Below are 21,010 nucleotides of genomic sequence, written 5' to 3'. Positions count from 1 at the left end.
CGTTTGTTGTTCATTTTTACTTCGTTATCGGCTTTTTATGTAGAATAACTACACTACAAAGTCTCTGCCTTGTCTAAATGAACAACAACTCGCTGCAAAAACAACCCTAAAAGATCAACACGCCCTAATAACCATCAAAAAACGACGCATTTATGCGTCGTTTTTTTTTAAGATGTTGAATTACTAATTCTTGATAATTCTCAATCTTCCCATGATCTTAATCAAATAAATTCGGGGTCATATCCACTAGATTATACTTATCCTTTTTTCGGAACTTATCACATGAACTATCGAAATTGGTCAATAACAAAACAAATAACGTACTTTTCGCTAGCGCTTACCATACTGGTATTCGGTATTATTTCTTCTGTCTCCTATTTCAGTTCGTCTAACGTTTTAAAAGAAAAAGCCATCGACTCGATGAATGAGCAAATGCAAAGTAATGCTGCACTTATCGAGTTGCAATATGTCAGCTTATTAAACCTTGCTCGCCGTAATGCCGACATTCTGCGCGCTATGTACCCAGGTAACTTTCACAAACCTGATCGCAGCGTCAAAATCTATAGCACCCAAACCCCGTCACTTGTCCATGAGAGTGCCCAAATCAATGCGACTAAAAGTAAAGTAGATCGCTTTTCAAACCTCACTGGCGGTACAGCGACTATTTTTGTCAAAGATGGCGATGACTTCTTACGAATTTCCACTTCACTCAAAAAAGCAGATGGCTCAAGAGCATTAGTCACCTACCTCGGTCAATCTCATCCGGGTTATCAAACTTTGATTAAGGGTGAGACCTATGAAGGTTATGCCAAGCTTTTCGGTAAAGACTACATGACAGTTTATCGCCCGATTAAAAATGAAACTGGCGACGTCATTGGCATTTTATATATCGGTTTTGACATTACCGAGTCGATTACTGAACTACAAAAAACCATCAACAACCTGGTGGTTGAAGAGTCTGGTTTTTACATGCTGGTCAGAAACAGTGACAAACGCCTGATATCACACCCAAGATTTAAGGTTGGTGAAGCACTTACTCCTGACATTTTAAATGGCCTAGATGCGAATAAAGTGCTCGGTCAGCATTTCAATTATGAGTACCTCAATAATCAGCAAAAAACCATGTTTGCCAATAGTATTAATATTCCAGGATGGAACTGGACATTAATCGGCTTAACTGAAGCCGCTGAGCTAAATAATGAAAGCTTGCAACTGCTATACATTACTGCGGGCGTTGCAGCCTTGGGGATTATCTTAATCAGTGGTTTATTGGCGATGCTGCAAGTTAAAGCCCTCGCGCCGTTACAAAAATTACAGCAACAACTGCAATTATTAGGCCGAGGCGACTTATCCCAGCAATTTGAAGTAACAGACCCTAACAGTAATAATGAAATTGACCTTATTACTGCCAGTGCAGCTGATATGTCCACCAACCTAAAAGACTTAATTGACTCGCTGCAGCACTCAGTGGAGAGCTTAGAATCACAAGCCCAAAAAGCCCAAGATATGGCAAGATTAAATGGCGATGAATCAGAGTCATTGATGATGCAAACCAACCAGATTGCCACTGCTATTGAAGAAATGTCAGCCTCTATCCGTGATGTGGCAAATCATTCAAATGAAGGCGCTACCAAAAGCCAGCAAGTGGATGAGTCATCACGCTCTGGTCATCAACAGCTAACAGAAGTGGTTGAGTCGTTAGATTTACTTAAAACCCAACTGAATGAAAGCCAAGCTAACATTGAAAATGTCAGTAAAGAAAGTGAAGCGATTAACCAAGTCACTGAGGTGATTAACAGTATTGCTGAGCAAACCAATTTGCTTGCCCTTAACGCTGCAATTGAAGCTGCACGTGCAGGCGAACAAGGCCGAGGATTCGCTGTTGTTGCCGACGAGGTTCGCTCTCTTGCTCAGCGCACCCAAAGCTCAATATCAGAAATCAGTAAAACCATTGCTCAGTTGCAATCTCAGGTTAAAAATACTGCCCAGCAAATGGAAGACAGCCATAAATTAGGCACCTTCTCAGCCGAGCAAGGAACTCAATCAAGTCAGCAATTGAGTCAAATAACTGTAAGCATCGGTGAGCTAGCCACCTTTACCAGTAGCATAGCAAGTGCCACAGAGCAGCAAAGCGCCGTAGCAGATGAAATAACCCGTAACCTACACCAAATATCCACCTTGGCAAATGAAGGACAAGAACGTGCAGGAGAAACCGTTGAGGTTGCAGATGGTTTAACTGAACTTGCTAGTGAGCTAAAAACTAAAATTAACTTCTTTAAAGTCTAAGCGTGTATTTAGATTTAGAGGTACGTTTAAATTTGAATGTAGGGTTAGATTAGCTGTTGATATGCATTAATCGGGTAATTGAAATTTATCGCTATTAATGCAGGTCTTATTGAAGGCATGAGCTGAAAAGTTCATGCCTTTTTATTAGAAAACTTAACAATGACAGGAAATATAGGCCGCCCATGAAAAAACGCACCATAGCAACATTGTTCTCGACCCATGCCTTAGTGCTCGCCATTGGTTTTGGCGCTGGGATTTATGCCCTGCCAATTCTGACAGCACCTGAAGCGCCTAGTAGTGAACAAGTGTTATCCATTAGCGCCCAACAGCGATTTACCGCTCAATTTACTCGCGAGCTAAAAGACAGCGATGCATTACATTGGGGTGAAGGCACGGTCACTATCGGCGATGAATTTATCGCACTCGATGGCAAACTCTCACCGGGTCCCGACTTTAAAGTTTATTTGGCCAAAGAATTTGTAGAAACAGAAGCGGACTTCAATCGCTTAAAATCAGAAATGGTTCAGGTCGCTGACATCAAAACCTTCGATAACTTTTTAGTGCCGATAACGGCTAACGTGAATGTCGCTGAGTACAACACCTTAATCGTTTGGTGCGAGAGTTTTGGTCAATTTATTACTGCTGCACAGTATCAGCAGATAACGCAATCATAAGGCTAACCACAACGTTATATACTCAACGCTCTTTATATCAATAGCATCACCTGCGACCATATTTTTCTTAGCCAATAAAAAACCCTGCACAATGGCAGGGTTTTAAATATTAGCGTAAACGACTAATTACTTTTCAGAATCAGCTTCTTTGATTCTATCTAAGTTTTCAGTGTTTTCTAACCAAAGCGCATTAATGATGCCAAAAGCACAGGCTAGTAATACACCTAGTATCCAAGAGAAATACCACATAATGGCTCCTTAATTAATATAATGATGTCTTGTTCTTTTCGATGAACTCACGGTTCAAGCGACCAAACATCTTGTAATAAGTCCAAGCGGTATAACTCAGTACAATCGGTACGAAAATGATTGCAGCCCAAGTCATCACATTAAGCGTAATTTCACTCGCTGTAGAATCCCACATTGTTAAGCTTACATTCGGGTCTAAAGAAGATGGCATGATGAATGGGAACATTGCTGCGCCACATGTCAAAATGATACCTGCAATAGCTAATGAGCTAAACAAGAATGCAAAACCACTACGGTTTAAACGGCTAGCAAGTACAACCAGTACTGGCATAAGCAGACCCAATACAGGGAATAACATCGTCAGTGGGTACTTATCGTAGTTAGCTAACCAAGCGCCAGCTTCAACCGCAACGGTTTTAGTCGTTGGGTTTGAAGGCCCAGCAGTGTCGATAGCAGAGGTAATGACGTAACCGTCGATACCATTTACTAACCAAACACCTGCAATAGCGAATAACACAGCAACTAAAAGGCCTGTAATTTGTGCCGCTTTAGCCGCACGAACACGTAGCTCACCTTCAGTCTTCATTTGTAGCCATGATGCACCTTGCATCACAAACATAAACGCTGCAATTAAACCTGCTAATAAACCAAATGGGTTTAATAGGCCGAATAAACCACCGTGGTAAGTTGCACGTAAGAACTGATCAAAATCAAACGGTACGCCTTGAAGCAAGTTACCAAACGCAACACCGATAATCAGCGGTGGTACGAAGCCACCAATACATAATGCATAATCCCACGACTTACGCCATCTTGGATCTTCAATTTTAGAGCGGTAATCAAAGCCAACTGGACGTAGGAATAAGGCAAACAGTACCAACATCATAGCCACATAAAAGCCAGAGAAAGATACGCCATAAACCATAGGCCATGCAGCAAACAAAGCGCCACCAGCAGTAATTAACCAAACTTGGTTACCATCCCAGTGCGGGGCAATGGTATTAATCATAATACGGCGGTCAGTATCGTCTTTACCAATTACAGGTAATAACGCACCCACACCCATATCAAAACCGTCGGTCACAGAGAACCCTATTAGCAATACGCCAATCAGAGCCCACCAGATAAATCTTAGCATTTCATAATCAAACATAATCAGGTCCTCAGATTAAGCATCTTGGTTTTCAAAATGATATCTACCTGTCTTAAGGCTTGATGGGCCTAGACGAGCAAACTTAAACATTAAGAACAATTCAATCACTAATAGAATCGAGTAGAACACAGTGATAGAAATGATACTGAACCACAGATCCGAAGTCGTTAGACTTGAAGCTGACATGAAGGTCGGAAGCACTTCTGAAATAGTCCAAGGTTGACGACCGTATTCAGCCACAAACCAACCACATTCAATCGCAATCCAAGGCAGTGGTAAGCTGTAAAGCGCCGCACGTAATACCCAAGGCTTCTCTTCAATTTTATGACGTGTGCTTTGCCAGAATGCTGCGGCAAATACAAACAACATAATCATACCTGCACCAACCATGATACGGAATGACCAGAACATTGGCGCTACGTTAGGTATAGAATCCTTGGCAGCAGCTTTAATTTGTTCTTCAGTCGCGTCAACCACGTTTTCAGTGTAACGCTTAAGCAATAAGCCGTAACCTAAGTCACCTTTTGTTGCTTCAAAGTTTGCACGCAGTTCAGGGCTTTCATCGCCAGCTTTAAGCTGTTCGAGGAATGAATAAGCAACCATACCGTTACGAATGCGGATCTCATGCTCGTCGATTAAATCGATAATCCCTGTTACTTGCTCATCGATAGAACGCGTAGCAATGATACCCATTGCAAAAGGAATTTTAATCGCGAAGTCAGTTTCCATCTTCTCTTGATTTGGGAAACCTACCGCAGTAAATGCTGCTGGAGCTGGCTCAGTGTGCCACTCAGCTTCAATCGCTGCTAACTTAACGCGTTGTACTTCACCCACTTTATAGCCTGATTCATCACCTAACACGATAACTGACAGGATAGATGCCATACCGAAACTTGCTGCAATCGCAAACGAGCGACGAGCAAACGGTAAGTCACGACCTTTAAGGATGTAGTAAGAACTAATAGCTAGAACGAACATCGCACCGGCTACATAACCAGATGCCACTGTATGAACAAACTTAACTTGCGCTACAGGGTTAAATACCACTTCAGCGAAGCTAGTCATTTCCATACGCATGGTTTCGTAGTTAAACACAGAACCGACAGGGTTTTGCATCCAACCGTTGGCAACCAGAATCCATAACGCTGACATATTAGAAGCAATGGCGACTAACCAAGTTACTGCTAAATGCTGACGTTTACTGAATCGATCCCAACCGAAGAAGAACATACCCACTAGAGTCGACTCTAGGAAGAATGCCATTAAGCCTTCAATTGCGAGTGGCGCGCCGAAAATATCACCCACATAATGTGAGAAATATGCCCAGTTAGTACCGAACTGGAATTCCATTGCTAAACCGGTGGTAACACCTAGTGCAAAGTTAATCCCGAATAACTTACCCCAAAACTTGGTCATATCTTTATAGATTTGATTATCAGTCATCACATAAAGCGATTCCATAATAGCCAAAATAAAAGCTAGACCTAAAGTTAAAGGTACAAACAGAAAGTGGTACATGGCTGTTAGCGCGAACTGCAATCGTGACAGCTCTACAACCTCTTCAATAATCATTGGCGACTCCTTACTCGGTACATCCAAATGCCATGATGATTCCCATCAATCACAACAAGTGCCATTGCAGGAAAAATTTTATTTAAAAGTAATGCTCTTTTTAACATGTTAATTCAATGTTAACTAAGCGCTTTTATAACATTCTACGAAAACTCAATTTAGCCAGATAAAACACAAATAATGTGAGACTCACATCACACTTAATCACGTAACGTGACTGCGATCGTGACTGCCATTATTTACCTTTTAGCTTACCCTTTAAATTCAACAACTTACAGCAAACAACAAATACTGCAGACCTTTAATTTATACCACCGAAATTTGACCTCAATCAACAAAATGACTTATAAAAAATGTGTTTTTTGCGGGTTTTGAGTAGGTGCGCAAAGTACCACCTTTTAGGTGTTGACCCTACCACTGATAGCTGGTAGGGATTTATTTACATTTTTGTAAAATCACTAAGTCTAAACTATCTAAAACTAATGAAAACATTATCAAACCCAAAAATTAACTTTTTACATATCTGCAATAGATTTACTAACCATAAAATATAGAAGCCAAAAACATAACCAACTGATTCAAACAGAAAAATATTAAAAATCCGATTAATAAACATTAAAACAACCAAATATTGGATTAGTTTTAATAATGGTAAAGATTAATTTTATTCGTTTGAGCTATTTTTTGAACAGATATAGAATTCGTCCTGTGTTGAGAGAAGGTCGATTGGACTTGAACAAAATGGATTTCAAGTTACATCCCCAACTCTACTAATTTGAATTTATTACTGAGTGGAGATTTTAAAATGACTAAATTATTTGAGCGTTTCATCAATAGCTACAAACGTGTTTTTGTTGAAATGTACCAAGCGTACTAATTAGTTTTATATTGCTGCTGAATTTTGGAAACACCTTTGGGACCATGTTGAGCAGCAATACAACGGAAGATGTCTTGAGCATGCAATTAGCTTGCTATGGACATTGGACGTTACCCTTGATGTTTTGTTAGCGCAAAACAGCTCTTGCAGCTCACTTGCTACATAGAGCTTGACTAGCCCTTTAGAGTTTCGATTCTAAGGGGCTTTTTAATGCCATTCTCACTGTCTTTTTTATATCTAAAGTATTTTTATATCTAAATTAAAGTATTCAAACATACGTTTGATAATTTCAAATAGATCAAATCAACGTTTACTAACACTCTCCTCTCCCCTAAATTTATTGGTTGCTCGAATTAGCCAACCAAACAAATAAAATCATTAACTTAAGCATCTTCTTATTTATTTTTCAGTACCACTTTTCATATTAGATGGAATTAAAGCTCTAAGTCGTGGCGCTTAGTTAACACCTGATTTAGACCGTAAATTTCCTTTCTGTATTTCCAAACTCCGTTTGGATTAAGGTCGTGAGTTTTCCACCCACACCCGACCAAGAGGGGATCAACAGCAATACCCTCTTGGATCACCCTGCCGCCCCTAACGAAAAATGCTGAAAAGCGCATATTTTCAACGGGGATTGATCCAGCTTTCAACCTCGCTTGTAGACTGCTTCGGCCTCACTCGAAAATGCTAACGCTTCCGATGGTGCATCCGTGCACCGCAAAAGCTAGCCTGACGTCCTGTCAGGCTCACGCTATTTTCTTCAACGTCCTCAATTCAAATGGAGTCTTTTCAATGCAAGATCTACTAGCTTTAGCTCTTTAAATTATCACCAATGCTGTCAAATCGAAGAGACAATAAACCCAGTGTAGATGCGTTCAAGACCTTCGAAAACATGGATGTTTTCGCAGAGCCCACAGGGATGTGTTTACGGCGTGTCTTGGATGTATCTGCACAAAAGCCTGCGGCAGGCAATGGGTTAGATTGAAGTAATGGTCTGCTGTAAGTTAGCCAATATAAATGAAATATAGAATTGGTGGCCTTAAAACGTTTTTGCCCCAAAACGTGTTTTAAATGATAGGTAGTAAAGATAAGTAAAAGCCAGTAGGCCAGCTTTTTCTAATCGATAAGTGACTGCTGCTGATTACTTCTGATAAGGCATCAATTTCAATGCTCACTTTGCACATATTTGTGCTCGTTTATCCAATACCACTCTGGTAGAGTGCATATAAATCAATAGCTTTACTTTAGTAAGGCTTAAATAATAGGTTTATTAAATGTGCATGCGCGTTTGCCAAATAAACGCGCATGCGCACTATACAAATGTTATGTAACTCTAGAGTTTGCTTAAAGGAGTCAAATTTGGATTCTAATGAAAAGAAACAAAAGTTAATTACATTTTTTGAAGTTTCAGGCTCTCTATTAGCAATGATATACGCACTCCTTATCGCTTCTAATACAGGTAATGAAATTTTAGGTTTTAGCTTGCTATTAATATCAGCAATTCTATTTGCAGCTTGGGGGTTTATTGATAAGCGATGGGCATTTTTTGCATTGCAGTTTTTCTATGCAACATCTGCAATTATAGGTTTAGTTAGGTGGGGATAACTCATTTAATAGTTACATAACAAGGCCATTAAGTCGGACACGTAACAGTTGGCTCGCGTTCGTACCTCACTTATTTTAGCCAACGTTACTTTGCCGCTTATGGCGGCGTTACCGAACATCGATTGCCATACTTTTTCTAATCATAGTTAGGTTGATTAAACTCAATACTCTAAGTGGCTTCTGTCCAAGTCTGAGTTAGCAACCGTTCAAAACACACGTTCTGGATTGCATTACCATAATGGTCACTCGGTCATTAACGGTGGTTAATGCTGTCATCGCTTTTGGTAAATCATTCACGTTTTGTGAGTATAAGTTGTAACTTGAGCATTACTACCAACATGAGATGTACCACTGTCCCTGCTGCTTAAGCGATTGTGGTTTCAACGACTGAGGCTCCAACAGCTAAGGCTTCAACAAGCTTAAACCTTTTGAAGTATTACCAATATTAAGTTTATTTTGAGCAGCTATTTTCAGGCACTTACTTACATTCCTCAGCTAAAAACGCTATAAAGAAATAATAAGAATCGAACAACTGTCAACCATCAAAAAATGTTACTGCTAGCATTAGTTGTCTTATTGGTTGAGTCAGTATTTCCAAGGATGGTTAATGAAAAAGTATCTTGTTTTATTAAGTATTATTGGCTTTAACACCCATGCATCTAACTTCAATGATGACATAGTAAAAAGCTTACTCCACAGAACCACTCTTCAAGTGACATACGATGGTGCTTATATCTCAATCCCCTATCCAAATGGTGATGTACCCGCCAATATTGGTGTATGTACTGATGTTGTGATCAGAGCTTATCGTGAACTTGGTGCTGACTTACAACAAGCTGTGCATGAAGATATGAAACAGCATTTTTCGCTTTATCCTTCAAATAGGATTTGGGGGTTATCCACCACAGATAAAAATATCGATCATCGTAGAGTCCCTAATTTACAGACCTTTTTTAAACGAAAAGGAGAAGTGCTCAGTATCAGTGAAAATGGTACGGATTATAAAGTTGGTGATATTGTCACTTGGATGGTGTCTGGTAACTTGCCACATATCGGTATGGTTATTGATCAAATAAGCGATAAAACGGGTAATCCCATGATCGTACATAATATTGGTCAGGGGCCGATAGTTGAAGACATGCTGTTTGATTATGAAATCACAGGTCATTATCGGTATGTACCTGAAAAATACAATCAATAACTCAGCCAGTAAGTCCATGTAAGACATAAAAAACGCGAATGGATTATTCGCGTGTTCGGTTATTTACATGTATTTAGATGAATCTCGTTCAAACTATGCAGGGATCATCTTATGGCTACTAATAAGTCTATCTCTTCCCTGTGCTTTGGCGTCATAAAGTGCGGTATCCGCTTCTGAAATGAAGTCATTAATCAGTTCGCACGGGTTATTAGGCTGAACTTGATTGAAGTTGAAATGACAAGCTCCTATTGAAACAGTGATCGGTGTAGAGGTTAACTTGATTGCGGCGATATCTTTCATGACTCTTTGACAAGCTATCGCGCACTCTTGCTCATTGGTGTCGGGTAACCACAATAAAAACTCTTCACCACCAATCCTGGCAACTAAATCATAGTCTCGTAATGTATTTGTAATCGTTTTGGCTATTTCAACTAACGCATCATCCCCCATTTGATGACCATAGGTATCATTAAGTTGCTTAAACTTATCAATATCAATTAATGCGATTGTTCCTTTACCTTTAACACGGCTTAGTCGGTTAATGTCTCTTTGTAATGTCTTAAGCATGCCACGTCGATTAGGGATATCCGTCAACACGTCGTAATTGGCTAAATGATGTAGCTCTTTATTCAAGGCTTTTAATTGTGTTTCTTGTTCTCTTCGGATCAGTTCAACTTCAATCCATGAGGCCATCAGCTGCAATGCATCAATATCGACTTCACGAAAATGTCTTGGGTATGGTGTTGGACTAGAGAAGTTTAACGTGCCGTACAATTTACCTTTTAATCGAATTGGTATACCAATATAAGACTCTAAACCAAATGCTTTATATGCTGGATGAACAGCATATTTATCATTTTCACCCATATGTTCTATGCCTAAAGGCCCATCAGCAAGACACGTTAAACTGCAATAGGTTTCATCAAAATTGAAACTATCACCAGCTTTAAGTGGCACTTCTTCTGGGGTCACGCAAAGCTTTACACGATAATCCTTGCTATCAATTTTAGATAATATCCCGATATGGAGTCCAAAACGCTCAAGCCCCATTTTAATTAGCTCAATGACTTGGTACTCAAAGCCTTTATGATGATCTTGGGTAATTTGGTACAGCCTGCGAATGACCTTTTCGCTGCTAGATTGCTTCGTCATTATTATTTTCCTTGGTCTAAGCATCACTACTGATTACAACAATGCACTAATAACTGTACGTCACTAAAGCGTGATTTAAGTTATGCCTTTTTATATGTCATATATCACTAAAATGAATCATAACTTACTAAAATACAAGTCACTTTATACTTTAAGAACAATATTTACAGCTTCAAGAGTCATGAGCTTTTCCTAGCCACTTGCATATATTCGTAAAGCTTAACGCATAAAAAAGGCGACCATTCGGTCACCTTTTAGCTGTTAACTCAATACTAGGTTAAGTGCAAATCACCCTAACTTAACCCGTGCATTGCGGAACATACGCATCCACGGGCTATCTTCGGCCCACTCATCTGGGTGCCAAGAGTTTGCAACGGTTCTGAATACACGCTCTGGATGCGGCATCATGATTGTTACTCGACCATCGGTTGTCGTTAGTGCAGTGATTGCATTTGGCGAACCATTTGGGTTTTGTGGGTATTGCGTTGCGATTTGACCATTACCGTCAACATAACGCAGTGCCACTGTACCTGATGCTTCAGCAGCTGCTAAGGCTTCGACAGACTTAAACTCAGCGCGACCTTCACCGTGTGATACGGCGATTGGCATGCGTGAACCTTCCATTCCTTCGAAGAAGATTGAAGGACTCTTTTGCACTTCAACTAAGCTTGCACGTGCTTCGAAACGCTCTGAACGGTTACGGACAAAGTGTGGCCAATGCTCGCTACCTGGAATGATTTCTTTCAGGTTAGATAACATCTGACAACCATTACATACGCCCAATGCTAATGTGGCATCACGCTCAAAGAAACGTGAGAACTCACTGCGAGCACGGTCGTTAAATAAGATTGATTTAGCCCAACCTTCACCAGCACCTAAAACATCACCATAAGAGAAACCACCACAAGCCACTAGACCTTGGAATTCTTCAAGACTAATGCGACCAGATAGAATGTCTGACATGTGAACATCGCGGCTTTCAAAACCTGCGCGGTCAAATGCTGCTGCCATTTCAACGTGAGAGTTAACACCTTGCTCACGGATAATCGCCATCTTAGGCGCTGCGCCTTTTAAGATGAACGGTGCGGCAACGTCTTCACTTGGGTTAAAACCTAATTCAACCGTAAGGCCTGGGTCTTTAGCTTGCTGCTTAAGTTCAAACTCTTCTTTAGCACACTCAGGGTTATCACGCATTGCTTGCATACGGTAAGTGGTTTCTGACCACATAGTGCGAAGCGCAACACGAGAGTCACTGAATACTGCACGATCACCATCAACAACGGTAATCTGGTCGTCAGATGTTAAAGTGGCAACGCTATGACAATCAACACCAGCGGCGTTGAATTGTGCTTTGATATCTGCGCTTTCTGCTTTAGATACCTGAATAACCGCACCTAGCTCTTCATTAAATAAACGCTCTAAGTCGTTACCTTTTAATCCGCTAAGGTCAATGTTCAAACCTGTGTTACCCGCAAATGCCATTTCAACAAGTGTGGTGAATAAACCACCGTCACTGCGGTCATGGTATGCAATCACTTTTTGATCAGCGACTAATGGCTGAATCACTTCAAAGAAGCCACGTAAGCTTGCTGCATCATCAAGATCTGGCGCTACATCACCAAGTTGGCTGAATACTTGCGCTAAACAAGAACCACCTAAACGGTTTTGACCCTTCGCTAAATCAACTAATAACAGCTCAGTCTCACCTTTGTTGGTGCGAAGTTCTGGTGTCACAGTATGGCGAATGTCTTTTACCACGCCGAATGCAGTGATAACCAATGACATTGGCGAAGTTACAGTTTTGTCTTGACCTTCGTCATTCCAAGCTGTCTTCATAGACATTGAGTCTTTACCCACTGGGATAGTTAACTCAAGCTCAGGACATAACTCTTCACCGACTGCTTTTACTGCTTCATAAAGACCAGCATCTTCACCTGGGTGACCTGCTGCAGACATCCAGTTAGCTGATAACTTAATGTCTTTGAATGAACCAATGTCAGTACCAGCAATGTTCAAAATTGATTCTGCTACAGCCATACGTGCTGATGCGCCAAAATCAAGTAGTGCCAGCGGCGTACGCTCACCGATAGACATTGCTTCACCGGCGTAGCTATCAAAGCTAGATGCCGTCACTGCGCAATCGGCAACAGGTACCTGCCAAGGGCCAACCATTTGATCACGGTTAACTAAACCCGTTACAGAGCGGTCACCAATGGTGATAAGGAATGACTTATCAGCAACGGTTGGTAAATGTAAAATGCGTGATACTGCATCTTTAACATCAATACCTGCTTGATTAAGCGCAGGTGATTCAGCTTTTGCTGAAACCACATCACGGCTCATTTTAGGCGCTTTACCTAAAAGCACTTCAAGCGGTAAATCAATTGGCTTGTTGTCAAAATGGCTATCTTCAAGCGTTAGGTGCTGCTCTTCAGTGGCATCACCCACTACAGAAAACGGCGCGCGTTCACGCTCACAAATTTTTCTGAAGGTTTCTAAATTCTCTGGCGCTACAGACATAACATAGCGCTCTTGTGATTCATTACACCAAATCTCAAGTGGGCTCATGCCAGGCTCATCTGAAGGCACGTTACGTAAGTTAAATAGTGCGCCTCGGTCTGCATCATTCACAAGTTCAGGGAAGGCATTTGATAATCCGCCTGCGCCCACATCGTGAATAAATTGAATTGGGTTGTCATCACCCATCTGCCAGCAGCGATCGATCACTTCTTGACAACGACGTTCCATTTCTGGGTTTTCACGTTGTACTGAAGCAAAATCTAAATCTTCGCTAGATTGACCTGATGCCATTGATGAAGCAGCGCCGCCGCCTAATCCAATGTTCATTGCAGGGCCACCTAATACAATCAGCTTAGCGCCTACAGTGATTTCGCCTTTTTGAACATGGTCTTCACGGATGTTACCTAAACCACCAGCAAGCATAATTGGCTTGTGGTAACCACGGACTTCAACGCCGTTATGGCTTGAGACTTCTTGCTCGTAAGTACGGAAATAACCCACTAACGCAGGACGACCAAACTCATTGTTAAATGCTGCGCCGCCTAATGGGCCTTCAGTCATGATTTCTAGTGGCGTAACAATACGGCTAGGTTTGCCGTAATCGCCTTCCCATGGTTGGACAAACCCTGGAATTTTAAGGTTAGAAACACTGAAACCTGTTAAACCCGCTTTTGGTTTAGAGCCACGGCCTGTTGCACCTTCATCACGGATTTCACCGCCTGAACCCGTTGCTGCACCAGGGTATGGGCTGATAGCTGTTGGGTGGTTATGGGTTTCTACCTTCATCAAGATATGCATTGGCTCGGTGTGGTAGTTATACACACCGTCTTGATCTGGGAAGAAACGACCTGCAACACTACCATTCATAACTGCAGCGTTATCTTTATAAGCTGACAATACGTTATCTGGCGTGACTTCAAAGGTGTTCTTAATCATTTTAAATAATGATTTAGGCTGTACTTGACCATCAATAGTCCAGTCAGCATTGAAGATTTTATGACGACAATGCTCTGAGTTTGCTTGGGCAAACATCATTAGCTCAATATCGTTTGGATTACGGTTTAAGCGAACAAAGTTATCCACTAAGTAATCAATTTCATCTTCTGCAAGTGCAAGACCAAGCTGAGTGTTTGCAACTTCTAACGCGCGGCGACCTTCTGCAAGAATGTTGATGCTCTTGAAGGGTAATGGCTCAGTGCGCTCAAACAGTACTGATGCAGCGGCAAACTCAGGTAAAATCACTTCAACCATACGGTCGTGGATTAAGCCTTTTACTTGCTCTAATTGCTCAGCGGTCAATGACGCGCCTGCAACGTAATAAGCAACGCCACGTTCTAGACGTTTTACTTTGCTTAAACCACAGTTTTTGGCAATGTCAGTTGCTTTTGATGACCAAGGAGAAATGGTGCCTGGACGAGGAGTGATAAAAAATAATGAACCTTCTGGAGCATGAGATTCAATGGCAGGTCCGTAGGTTAAAATCGTTTCAAGCTGTTGATATTCTTTATCGTCAAGCTTTTCACTGATATCAGCTAAATGGACATACTCAGCGTAGATTTGCTCAACAGGAAGGGCTGCAGTTTCACAGGCCTCCATAAGCTTTTGGATTCTAAAAGCTGAAAGTGCTGGGGCTCCGCGAATGATCTCAATCACGTCAATTCACCTTATGATTATATTGGCAGGGTAAGAATTGGCGCTATTATAGGGAATCACACTTTATAAATCACCTAAGAAGGCTTGCTAGAACAGTGTTTCCCGTTAACGAAAACAATCAAAACAAAACCACAATCTACCCACGATATATTTCAATAACATTTCATTCGTATTTAATTTTTTTAAATTCGATTTTACTAATAAATTCAACCGTATAATTTAACACTGATTCTCATCGGGCTAGGTGAAATACAAAACTACTGCTAAAGTATATTTATTAGATATTGTTTTTAAATCGTACTTTGAAGCTCGCATTAGAGGCGTTATGGCTTTCAATTAGTGGATAAACGGCCAACAAGCCCACACTCACTGAGATTTCTCGCCATCACTAACATGCTTCATCCATAGAGGGACATGACCAAACTGTTAAAGATCGTCGCAATCATTTCAATTACTTTGCTGCTCAGCGCTTGTCATCAAGCGAATATGAAAGCAACAGAGTTCATTGAAGAAACACCTCAACGTACCGTTCTTAAGGTAGGAACACTCTACGGCTCGCAAACCTATCTCAACTCAGATCAAGGTGAAAGTGGTTTTGATTATGAAATGGCGGCAAAGTTTGCCGACTATCTCGATGTGCCGTTAGAAATGATCCCCTACCATAATCGTCAGCAATTATTTGAAGCATTACGTCTGAAACAAATCGATATCGTTGCTGCTGCTATTACGACGACCAAAAATCGACGTGAACAGTTTTTGCTTGGTCCTACCCTTTATGAAGTTAACCAAGTTCTTATTTACAAATCTGGCAACCTAAAACCGCGAGACTTTAATAAGCTTCAAGGTGATGTCATTGTCATTTCTGAATCAGCTGCCGTTGATACCGTGATAAAGCTGCAGCAAACCAACCCTAATTTAAGCTGGCAGCAGGTCGATGATAAAGATAACGAAGAATTGTTTTCTATGGTGGCTTCAGGTGAGGTGTTATATACCATTGCCGACTCCAACAGCTTGCTAATCAATCAACGTTATTTACCTGAACTACGTGAAGGTATTGTGCTTGACGAAAAAACTGAAGTGGTGTGGTTACTACCGCCGCTTGATAGCGACCGATTAATGAGCGCTTTACTGTCGTTTTGGCATAATCAAAAACGTAACGGCACCCTAGAGCACCTGAACGAAAAGTACTTTGGCCACGTTAAGCGCTTTGACTATGTGGATACTCGCGCGTTTATTCGTGCAATTGATAATGTGCTGCCTGAGTATCAAGCTTTATTCGAAAAACATGCCGGTAATTTAGATTGGCGAAAACTGGCCGCGGCGGGTTATCAAGAATCACATTGGAATCCTAAAGCACGCTCGCCTACTGGTGTTCGCGGTATGATGATGTTAACTCAGCCCACTGCCAGCTCTGTTGGGGTAGATAACCGTCTTGATGCCGAGCAAAGTATTCGTGGTGGTGCTATTTATCTGCAAAAGATGATTGATCGATTGCCAGCGTCCATTCCTGATAGTCAGCGAATTTGGTTTGCCCTTGCCTCCTATAACGTGGGTTTAGGTCATGTTGAGGATGCCCGTAAAATTACCCAAGGTATGGGAAAAGATCCCAGCGCATGGCGCGATGTAAAACAAGTCTTACCCTTATTACAGCAACGTAAGTATTATCAGCACACACGCTATGGCTACGCTAGAGGCAGTGAAGCTGTGCATTACGTTGATAATATTCGCCGTTATTATGACACCCTGGTTTGGGTAGATAATCAGACCAAACAACTGGAGTTAGAGTTAGAACAAACGGAAGCGTTAGCAGAAGAAACAGGTTCGCAGACTGATGATATTGATAACCCTGAAGAACTCATTAAATCAGCTGCGCAATAAATTCGTCATCGAAACGGTTTATCATAAACCGTGCAGTCATACATGCAGTGACACATTTAACCATACAGTCAATATAGGTGCACAATGAGAAGACCCAATATGAATAATAATGCCCGTCGCCGTAGCAGTATTAAATTGAAACAACGTAGAATGCTAAACCGTCAAAAGTTATTCTTTGCCTTTTTGCAGCAACAAGTCTGATTGTTGTTTTAGCAGCTTTTTCAGTGCTTTTTTCTCATCACGTCGACGTTTAAAAAACTGACTCAATTGACTCGCACATTCTTCAGCTAAAATGCCAGAATCTACCGTTAACTGGTGATTGAAGTGCGAGTCTTGTAATAGATTAATCACACTTCCCGCCGCCCCTGTTTTTAAATCTTTTGCGCCAAACACCACCCGTTCAATGCGGCTGTGGATCATTGCACCTGCGCACATTGGACAAGGCTCTAAAGTGACATACAAGGTCGCACCTAGCATGCGGTAATTGTGTAATATTTTACCTGCAGCGCGAATACACTGCATTTCAGCATGAGCACTGGGGTCGTGTTCTGTAATGCTTAAATTAAACCCTGACGCAATTAACTTATCATCTTTAACCAGCACTGCGCCAACAGGCACTTCACCCAGTGCTTCTGCTTCACTCGCCAACGCTATTGCCACACGCATCCATTTCTCATCTTGAATAGCAAGCAAGGCTAACTCTTCTTCAGTGAATGGCTTGGTCTCACTCGCTTGCTGTTTTTGGCTGATGCTAAGTTTGTTTTCTAACGTCATTAGTGTCTCTTAGGTATACCGATGATTTATATTTCGCGATGTTTAGCTGATTGCATATGTTTAAACGTTCAGGTGTACAGTGTGTGACTTAGCCTGACTTCAGCTGATTATACGACAAACAACAATAAATTTATCCCAATAAAAAAGGCGCCTAAGCGCCTTTTATGTCTTTAATCAAAACTGATTGGAAAACGAATGAAAGCTTATTCCCATTCAATGGTTGCAGGTGGCTTACCTGAAATATCATAAACCACACGCGAAATACCATCGATTTCGTTAATAATGCGGTTAGATACACGACCTAAGAAGTCATAAGGTAAGTGTGCCCAATGTGCAGTCATGAAATCAATGGTTTCAACAGCACGCAAGGATACAACCCAATCGTATTTACGACCATCACCCATTACGCCAACTGAACGTACTGGTAAGAAAACCGTAAATGCTTGGCTGACTTTGTTATAAAGGTCGGCTTTATGCAGCTCTTCAATGAAGATAGCATCAGCTAAACGCAGTAAATCACAGTATTCTTTTTTCACTTCACCCAGTACACGTACACCTAAACCCGGTCCAGGGAATGGATGACGGTAAAGCATGTCGTATGGCAGACCTAGCTCTAAACCAATTTTACGTACTTCATCTTTAAATAACTCACGTAATGGCTCAACTAATCCCATTTCCATATCATCAGGCAATCCGCCTACGTTATGATGAGATTTAATCACATGGGCTTTACCTGTTGCACTACCAGCAGATTCAATGACATCTGGATAAATAGTGCCTTGTGCTAACCATTTGGCATTAACACATTTCTTTGATTCTTCATCGAAGATATCAACAAAAACATGACCAATGATTTTACGTTTAGCTTCTGGATCTGCTTCGCCAGCCATCGCATCTAAGAAACGGTTTTCTGCATCAACGTGAACAATGTTCAGTCCAAAATGATCGCCAAACATATCCATCACTTGCTCTGCTTCGTTTAAACGCAATAAACCGTTATCAACGAATACACAAGTTAGTTTGTCACCAATCGCGCGGTGAAGCAGCATAGCCACAACAGATGAATCAACACCACCTGATAAGCCTAAGATAACTTCGTCATCACCGATTTGTTCCTTTAAGCGCTCAATGGCGTCTTCAATAATTGAAGATGGCTTCCAGTTAGCATCACAACCACAAATATCGAGGGCGAAGTGCTCAAGCATACGCTTGCCCTGGCGAGTGTGCGTGACTTCTGGGTGAAATTGCACACCGTAGAATTTCTTGTCTTCATTAGCCATTGCAGCGAAAGGACACGTTTCTGTTTTAGCAACAGTTACGAAACCTTCAGGAATTTCTGATACTTTGTCGCCGTGACTCATCCATACGTCAAGTAATGGCTTACCTTCAGCGCTGATTGCATCTTCAATGCTTTTAAATAACGCTGATTCAGTTTGCACTTCAACTTGTGCATAACCAAACTCACCTTCACCCACACCTTGAATAACTTTACCGCCTAATTGCTCAGACATGGTTTGCATGCCGTAACAAATACCTAAAACAGGCACGCCTGCATTAAAGACATATTCAGAAGCACGAGGCGAGTTTTCGGCTGTAACACTTTCAGGGCCACCGGCTAAGATGATGCCATTTGGAGCAAATCCTTTGATTTGCTCTTCAGATACATCCCAAGCCCAAAGCTCACAATAAACACCGATTTCACGAATACGGCGGGCGATTAACTGCGTGTATTGCGATCCAAAGTCGAGGATCAGGATTTTATGCTCATGAATGTTGCTCATGGGATACCTTATATCTGGTTTTACTTATAGTAGGTGTACTTTCAATCTCAATGAATTTTAAGATTGAAAAAAGGCGACAATCACATTGCCGCCTTTAATGTATTAAGAACCGCTGCGATAGTTCGGCGCTTCTTTACTGATTGTCACGTCATGGACATGAGACTCGCCCATACCAGCAGAAGTGATTTTTACAAATTCTGCTTTTTCGTTTAACTCTTGAATGGTTGCACAACCAGTAAGACCCATACATGAACGTAAACCGCCCATATGTTGGTGAATAATTTCTTTTAATTTACCTTTATAAGCTACGCGACCTTCAATACCTTCTGGTACTAATTTGTCAGCGGCGTTATCGCTTTGGAAGTAACGGTCAGATGAACCTTGTGTTTGCGTCATCGCACCTAAAGAACCCATACCACGGTATGACTTATAAGCGCGGCCGTTATAAAGTTCAGTTTCACCTGGCGCTTCTTCAGTACCAGCAAACATTGAACCAGCCATGATGCATGATGCACCCGCAGCTAATGCTTTAGCTAAATCACCAGAGAAACGAATACCACCATCTGCAATAACAGGGATATCTAAATGCTTAATCGCAGCTGCGGCATCTGATACAGCAGTAATTTGCGGTACACCAACGCCAGTAACGATACGAGTAGTACAAATTGAACCTGGGCCAATACCCACTTTAACGGCATCAACACCAGCATCAACTAAGGCTAATGCACCTTCAGCTGTTGCTACGTTACCGCCAACAATTTGTAAATCAGGGAAAGCCGCGCGAGTATCGCGAATACGTTGCAATACCCCTTCAGAGTGACCGTGTGAAGAATCAATCAGCAATACGTCAACACCTGCTTTAACTAATGCTTCAACGCGTTCTTCGTTGCCTGCACCAGCGCCAACAGCAGCACCAACACGTAAACGACCTAATTCGTCTTTACATGCATTCGGTTTACGTTCTGCTTTTTGGAAATCTTTAACAGTGATAAGGCCTTTAAGCTTAAAGTTAGCATCAACTACTAATACTTTTTCAACACGATGTGAATGCATTAGGGTTTGAACTTCATCTAGCTTAGTCCCTTCAAGCACAGTAACAAGACGATCTTTCGGCGTCATGACTTGCTCAACGGTACGGCTCCAGTCAGTAATAAAACGAACATCACGGCCAGTGATAATACCCACAAGCTCTTTCGCATCGTTAATCACTGGGTAACCAGCAAAACCGTTACGTTCAGTCAGTTGCTTAAGTTCAGCTAGCGTGGTGCTTGGCGTCACTGTAACAGGCTGCTGTACGATACCAGCTTCATAGATTTTAACTTTGCGAACTTCTTCAGCTTGTTGTTCGATCGTCATGTTTTTATGAATAAAACCTAGACCACCTTCTTGCGCCATCGCGATCGCTAAGCGAGCTTCAGTTACGGTATCCATAGCTGCAGACACAATTGGTGTGTTTAATTCAATTTTTTTAGTCAGACGAGTTTTCAGAACAGCGGTATTTGGGAGGACGGTTGAGTGAGCAGGCACTAGTAGTACATCATCAAATGTTAGTGCGTCATTTCTTAATCTTAACATGCAACATCTCCCAGAAAGTGTAGGGTTTAGAAAGGGTAAATATTGCGGCGGGATTATACC

General features: G+C 41.5%; 13 protein-coding genes. 5 read left to right on the top strand and 8 right to left on the bottom strand.

Going from position 1 to position 21,010, the window contains the following annotated elements:
- Positions 1 to 282: 282 nt before the first annotated feature.
- Together AB4153_RS08895 and AB4153_RS08890 are read left to right on the top strand one after the other, a co-directional pair.
- Positions 283 to 2,286 carry a methyl-accepting chemotaxis protein gene (locus AB4153_RS08895; protein WP_371997095.1) on the top strand — a complete coding sequence of 668 codons (2,004 nt, stop codon included), beginning with the start codon at positions 283 to 285 and terminating at the stop codon, positions 2,284 to 2,286.
- A 182-nt stretch (positions 2,287 to 2,468) separates the two neighbouring features.
- Positions 2,469 to 2,960, top strand: coding sequence for a DM13 domain-containing protein (locus AB4153_RS08890; RefSeq protein ID WP_248955016.1), 492 nt, complete (start codon positions 2,469 to 2,471; stop codon positions 2,958 to 2,960).
- A 126-nt stretch (positions 2,961 to 3,086) separates the two neighbouring features.
- Here the strand turns inward: AB4153_RS08890 and cydX are convergent, their stop codons facing one another.
- The 3 genes from cydX to AB4153_RS08875 are packed head-to-tail and all read right to left on the bottom strand — an operon-like array spanning position 3,087 to position 5,934.
- The gene (gene cydX / locus AB4153_RS08885; RefSeq protein ID WP_102529403.1) at positions 3,087 to 3,209 is read right to left on the bottom strand and encodes a cytochrome bd-I oxidase subunit CydX; all 123 of its coding nucleotides are present in this window, start codon (positions 3,207 to 3,209) and stop codon (positions 3,087 to 3,089) included.
- 13 nt (positions 3,210 to 3,222) lie between these two features.
- Positions 3,223 to 4,362 (bottom strand): cytochrome d ubiquinol oxidase subunit II, encoded by a 1,140-nt coding sequence (gene cydB, locus AB4153_RS08880; protein ID WP_102529402.1) that lies wholly within the window; start codon positions 4,360 to 4,362, stop codon positions 3,223 to 3,225.
- 15 nt (positions 4,363 to 4,377) lie between these two features.
- Entirely contained in the window at positions 4,378 to 5,934 is a 1,557-nt protein-coding gene (locus tag AB4153_RS08875; RefSeq protein ID WP_102529401.1) for a cytochrome ubiquinol oxidase subunit I, read from the bottom strand.
- 2,236 nt (positions 5,935 to 8,170) lie between these two features.
- On the opposite strand from AB4153_RS08875, the gene AB4153_RS08870 reads away from it, so the two are divergent.
- Together AB4153_RS08870 and AB4153_RS08865 are read left to right on the top strand one after the other, a co-directional pair.
- A complete protein-coding gene (locus AB4153_RS08870) occupies positions 8,171 to 8,416 on the top strand; it encodes a hypothetical protein (protein ID WP_215999716.1) in 246 nt (81 codons plus the stop codon).
- Positions 8,417 to 9,023: 607 nt separating this feature from the next.
- Positions 9,024 to 9,617, top strand: a complete 594-nt coding sequence (locus AB4153_RS08865) for a DUF1287 domain-containing protein (RefSeq protein WP_371997092.1) — start codon at positions 9,024 to 9,026, stop codon at positions 9,615 to 9,617.
- Positions 9,618 to 9,710: 93 nt separating this feature from the next.
- Here the strand turns inward: AB4153_RS08865 and AB4153_RS08860 are convergent, their stop codons facing one another.
- A complete protein-coding gene (locus tag AB4153_RS08860) occupies positions 9,711 to 10,769 on the bottom strand; it encodes a diguanylate cyclase domain-containing protein (RefSeq protein ID WP_371997090.1) in 1,059 nt (352 codons plus the stop codon).
- 288 nt (positions 10,770 to 11,057) lie between these two features.
- Complete coding sequence (purL, locus tag AB4153_RS08855; protein ID WP_371997102.1) at positions 11,058 to 14,939, bottom strand: phosphoribosylformylglycinamidine synthase; 3,882 nt, start codon at positions 14,937 to 14,939, stop codon at positions 11,058 to 11,060.
- Positions 14,940 to 15,365: 426 nt separating this feature from the next.
- On the opposite strand from purL, the gene mltF reads away from it, so the two are divergent.
- Positions 15,366 to 16,820: a membrane-bound lytic murein transglycosylase MltF gene (gene mltF / locus AB4153_RS08850; protein WP_371997101.1), complete on the top strand. Its 1,455-nt coding sequence runs from the start codon at positions 15,366 to 15,368 to the stop codon at positions 16,818 to 16,820.
- A gap of 168 nt (positions 16,821 to 16,988) precedes the next feature.
- On the opposite strand, the gene tadA is transcribed toward mltF, so the two are convergent.
- From tadA to guaB, 3 genes are all read right to left on the bottom strand, one after another.
- Positions 16,989 to 17,594, bottom strand: a complete 606-nt coding sequence (gene tadA / locus AB4153_RS08845; protein WP_303517301.1) for a tRNA adenosine(34) deaminase TadA — start codon at positions 17,592 to 17,594, stop codon at positions 16,989 to 16,991.
- A 203-nt stretch (positions 17,595 to 17,797) separates the two neighbouring features.
- Positions 17,798 to 19,375 (bottom strand): glutamine-hydrolyzing GMP synthase, encoded by a 1,578-nt coding sequence (guaA, locus tag AB4153_RS08840; protein ID WP_303517303.1) that lies wholly within the window; start codon positions 19,373 to 19,375, stop codon positions 17,798 to 17,800.
- A gap of 102 nt (positions 19,376 to 19,477) precedes the next feature.
- A complete protein-coding gene (guaB, locus tag AB4153_RS08835; protein WP_102528849.1) occupies positions 19,478 to 20,950 on the bottom strand; it encodes an IMP dehydrogenase in 1,473 nt (490 codons plus the stop codon).
- Positions 20,951 to 21,010 lie beyond the last annotated feature (60 nt).

Source organism: Shewanella sp. 10N.286.52.E4 (genome assembly GCF_041468785.1).
Taxonomy (GTDB): Bacteria; Pseudomonadota; Gammaproteobacteria; order Enterobacterales; family Shewanellaceae; genus Shewanella; species Shewanella electrodiphila.
This window is presented reverse-complemented; position numbering and strand designations above follow the sequence as displayed.

Bases quoted from the DNA above. Each gene is read 5' to 3' on its own strand.
- guaA (WP_303517303.1), bottom strand. From the start codon at position 19,375: ATGAGCAACATTCATGAGCATAAAATCCTGATCCTCGACTTTGGATCG.
- cydB (WP_102529402.1), bottom strand. From the start codon at position 4,362: ATGTTTGATTATGAAATGCTAAGATTTATCTGGTGGGCTCTGATTGGC.
- AB4153_RS08875 (WP_102529401.1), bottom strand. From the start codon at position 5,934: ATGATTATTGAAGAGGTTGTAGAGCTGTCACGATTGCAGTTCGCGCTA.
- AB4153_RS08865 (WP_371997092.1), top strand. From the start codon at position 9,024: ATGAAAAAGTATCTTGTTTTATTAAGTATTATTGGCTTTAACACCCAT.
- AB4153_RS08890 (WP_248955016.1), top strand. From the start codon at position 2,469: ATGAAAAAACGCACCATAGCAACATTGTTCTCGACCCATGCCTTAGTG.
- tadA (WP_303517301.1), bottom strand. From the start codon at position 17,594: ATGACGTTAGAAAACAAACTTAGCATCAGCCAAAAACAGCAAGCGAGT.
- guaB (WP_102528849.1), bottom strand. From the start codon at position 20,950: ATGTTAAGATTAAGAAATGACGCACTAACATTTGATGATGTACTACTA.
- cydX (WP_102529403.1), bottom strand. From the start codon at position 3,209: ATGTGGTATTTCTCTTGGATACTAGGTGTATTACTAGCCTGTGCTTTT.
- AB4153_RS08860 (WP_371997090.1), bottom strand. From the start codon at position 10,769: ATGACGAAGCAATCTAGCAGCGAAAAGGTCATTCGCAGGCTGTACCAA.
- AB4153_RS08895 (WP_371997095.1), top strand. From the start codon at position 283: ATGAACTATCGAAATTGGTCAATAACAAAACAAATAACGTACTTTTCG.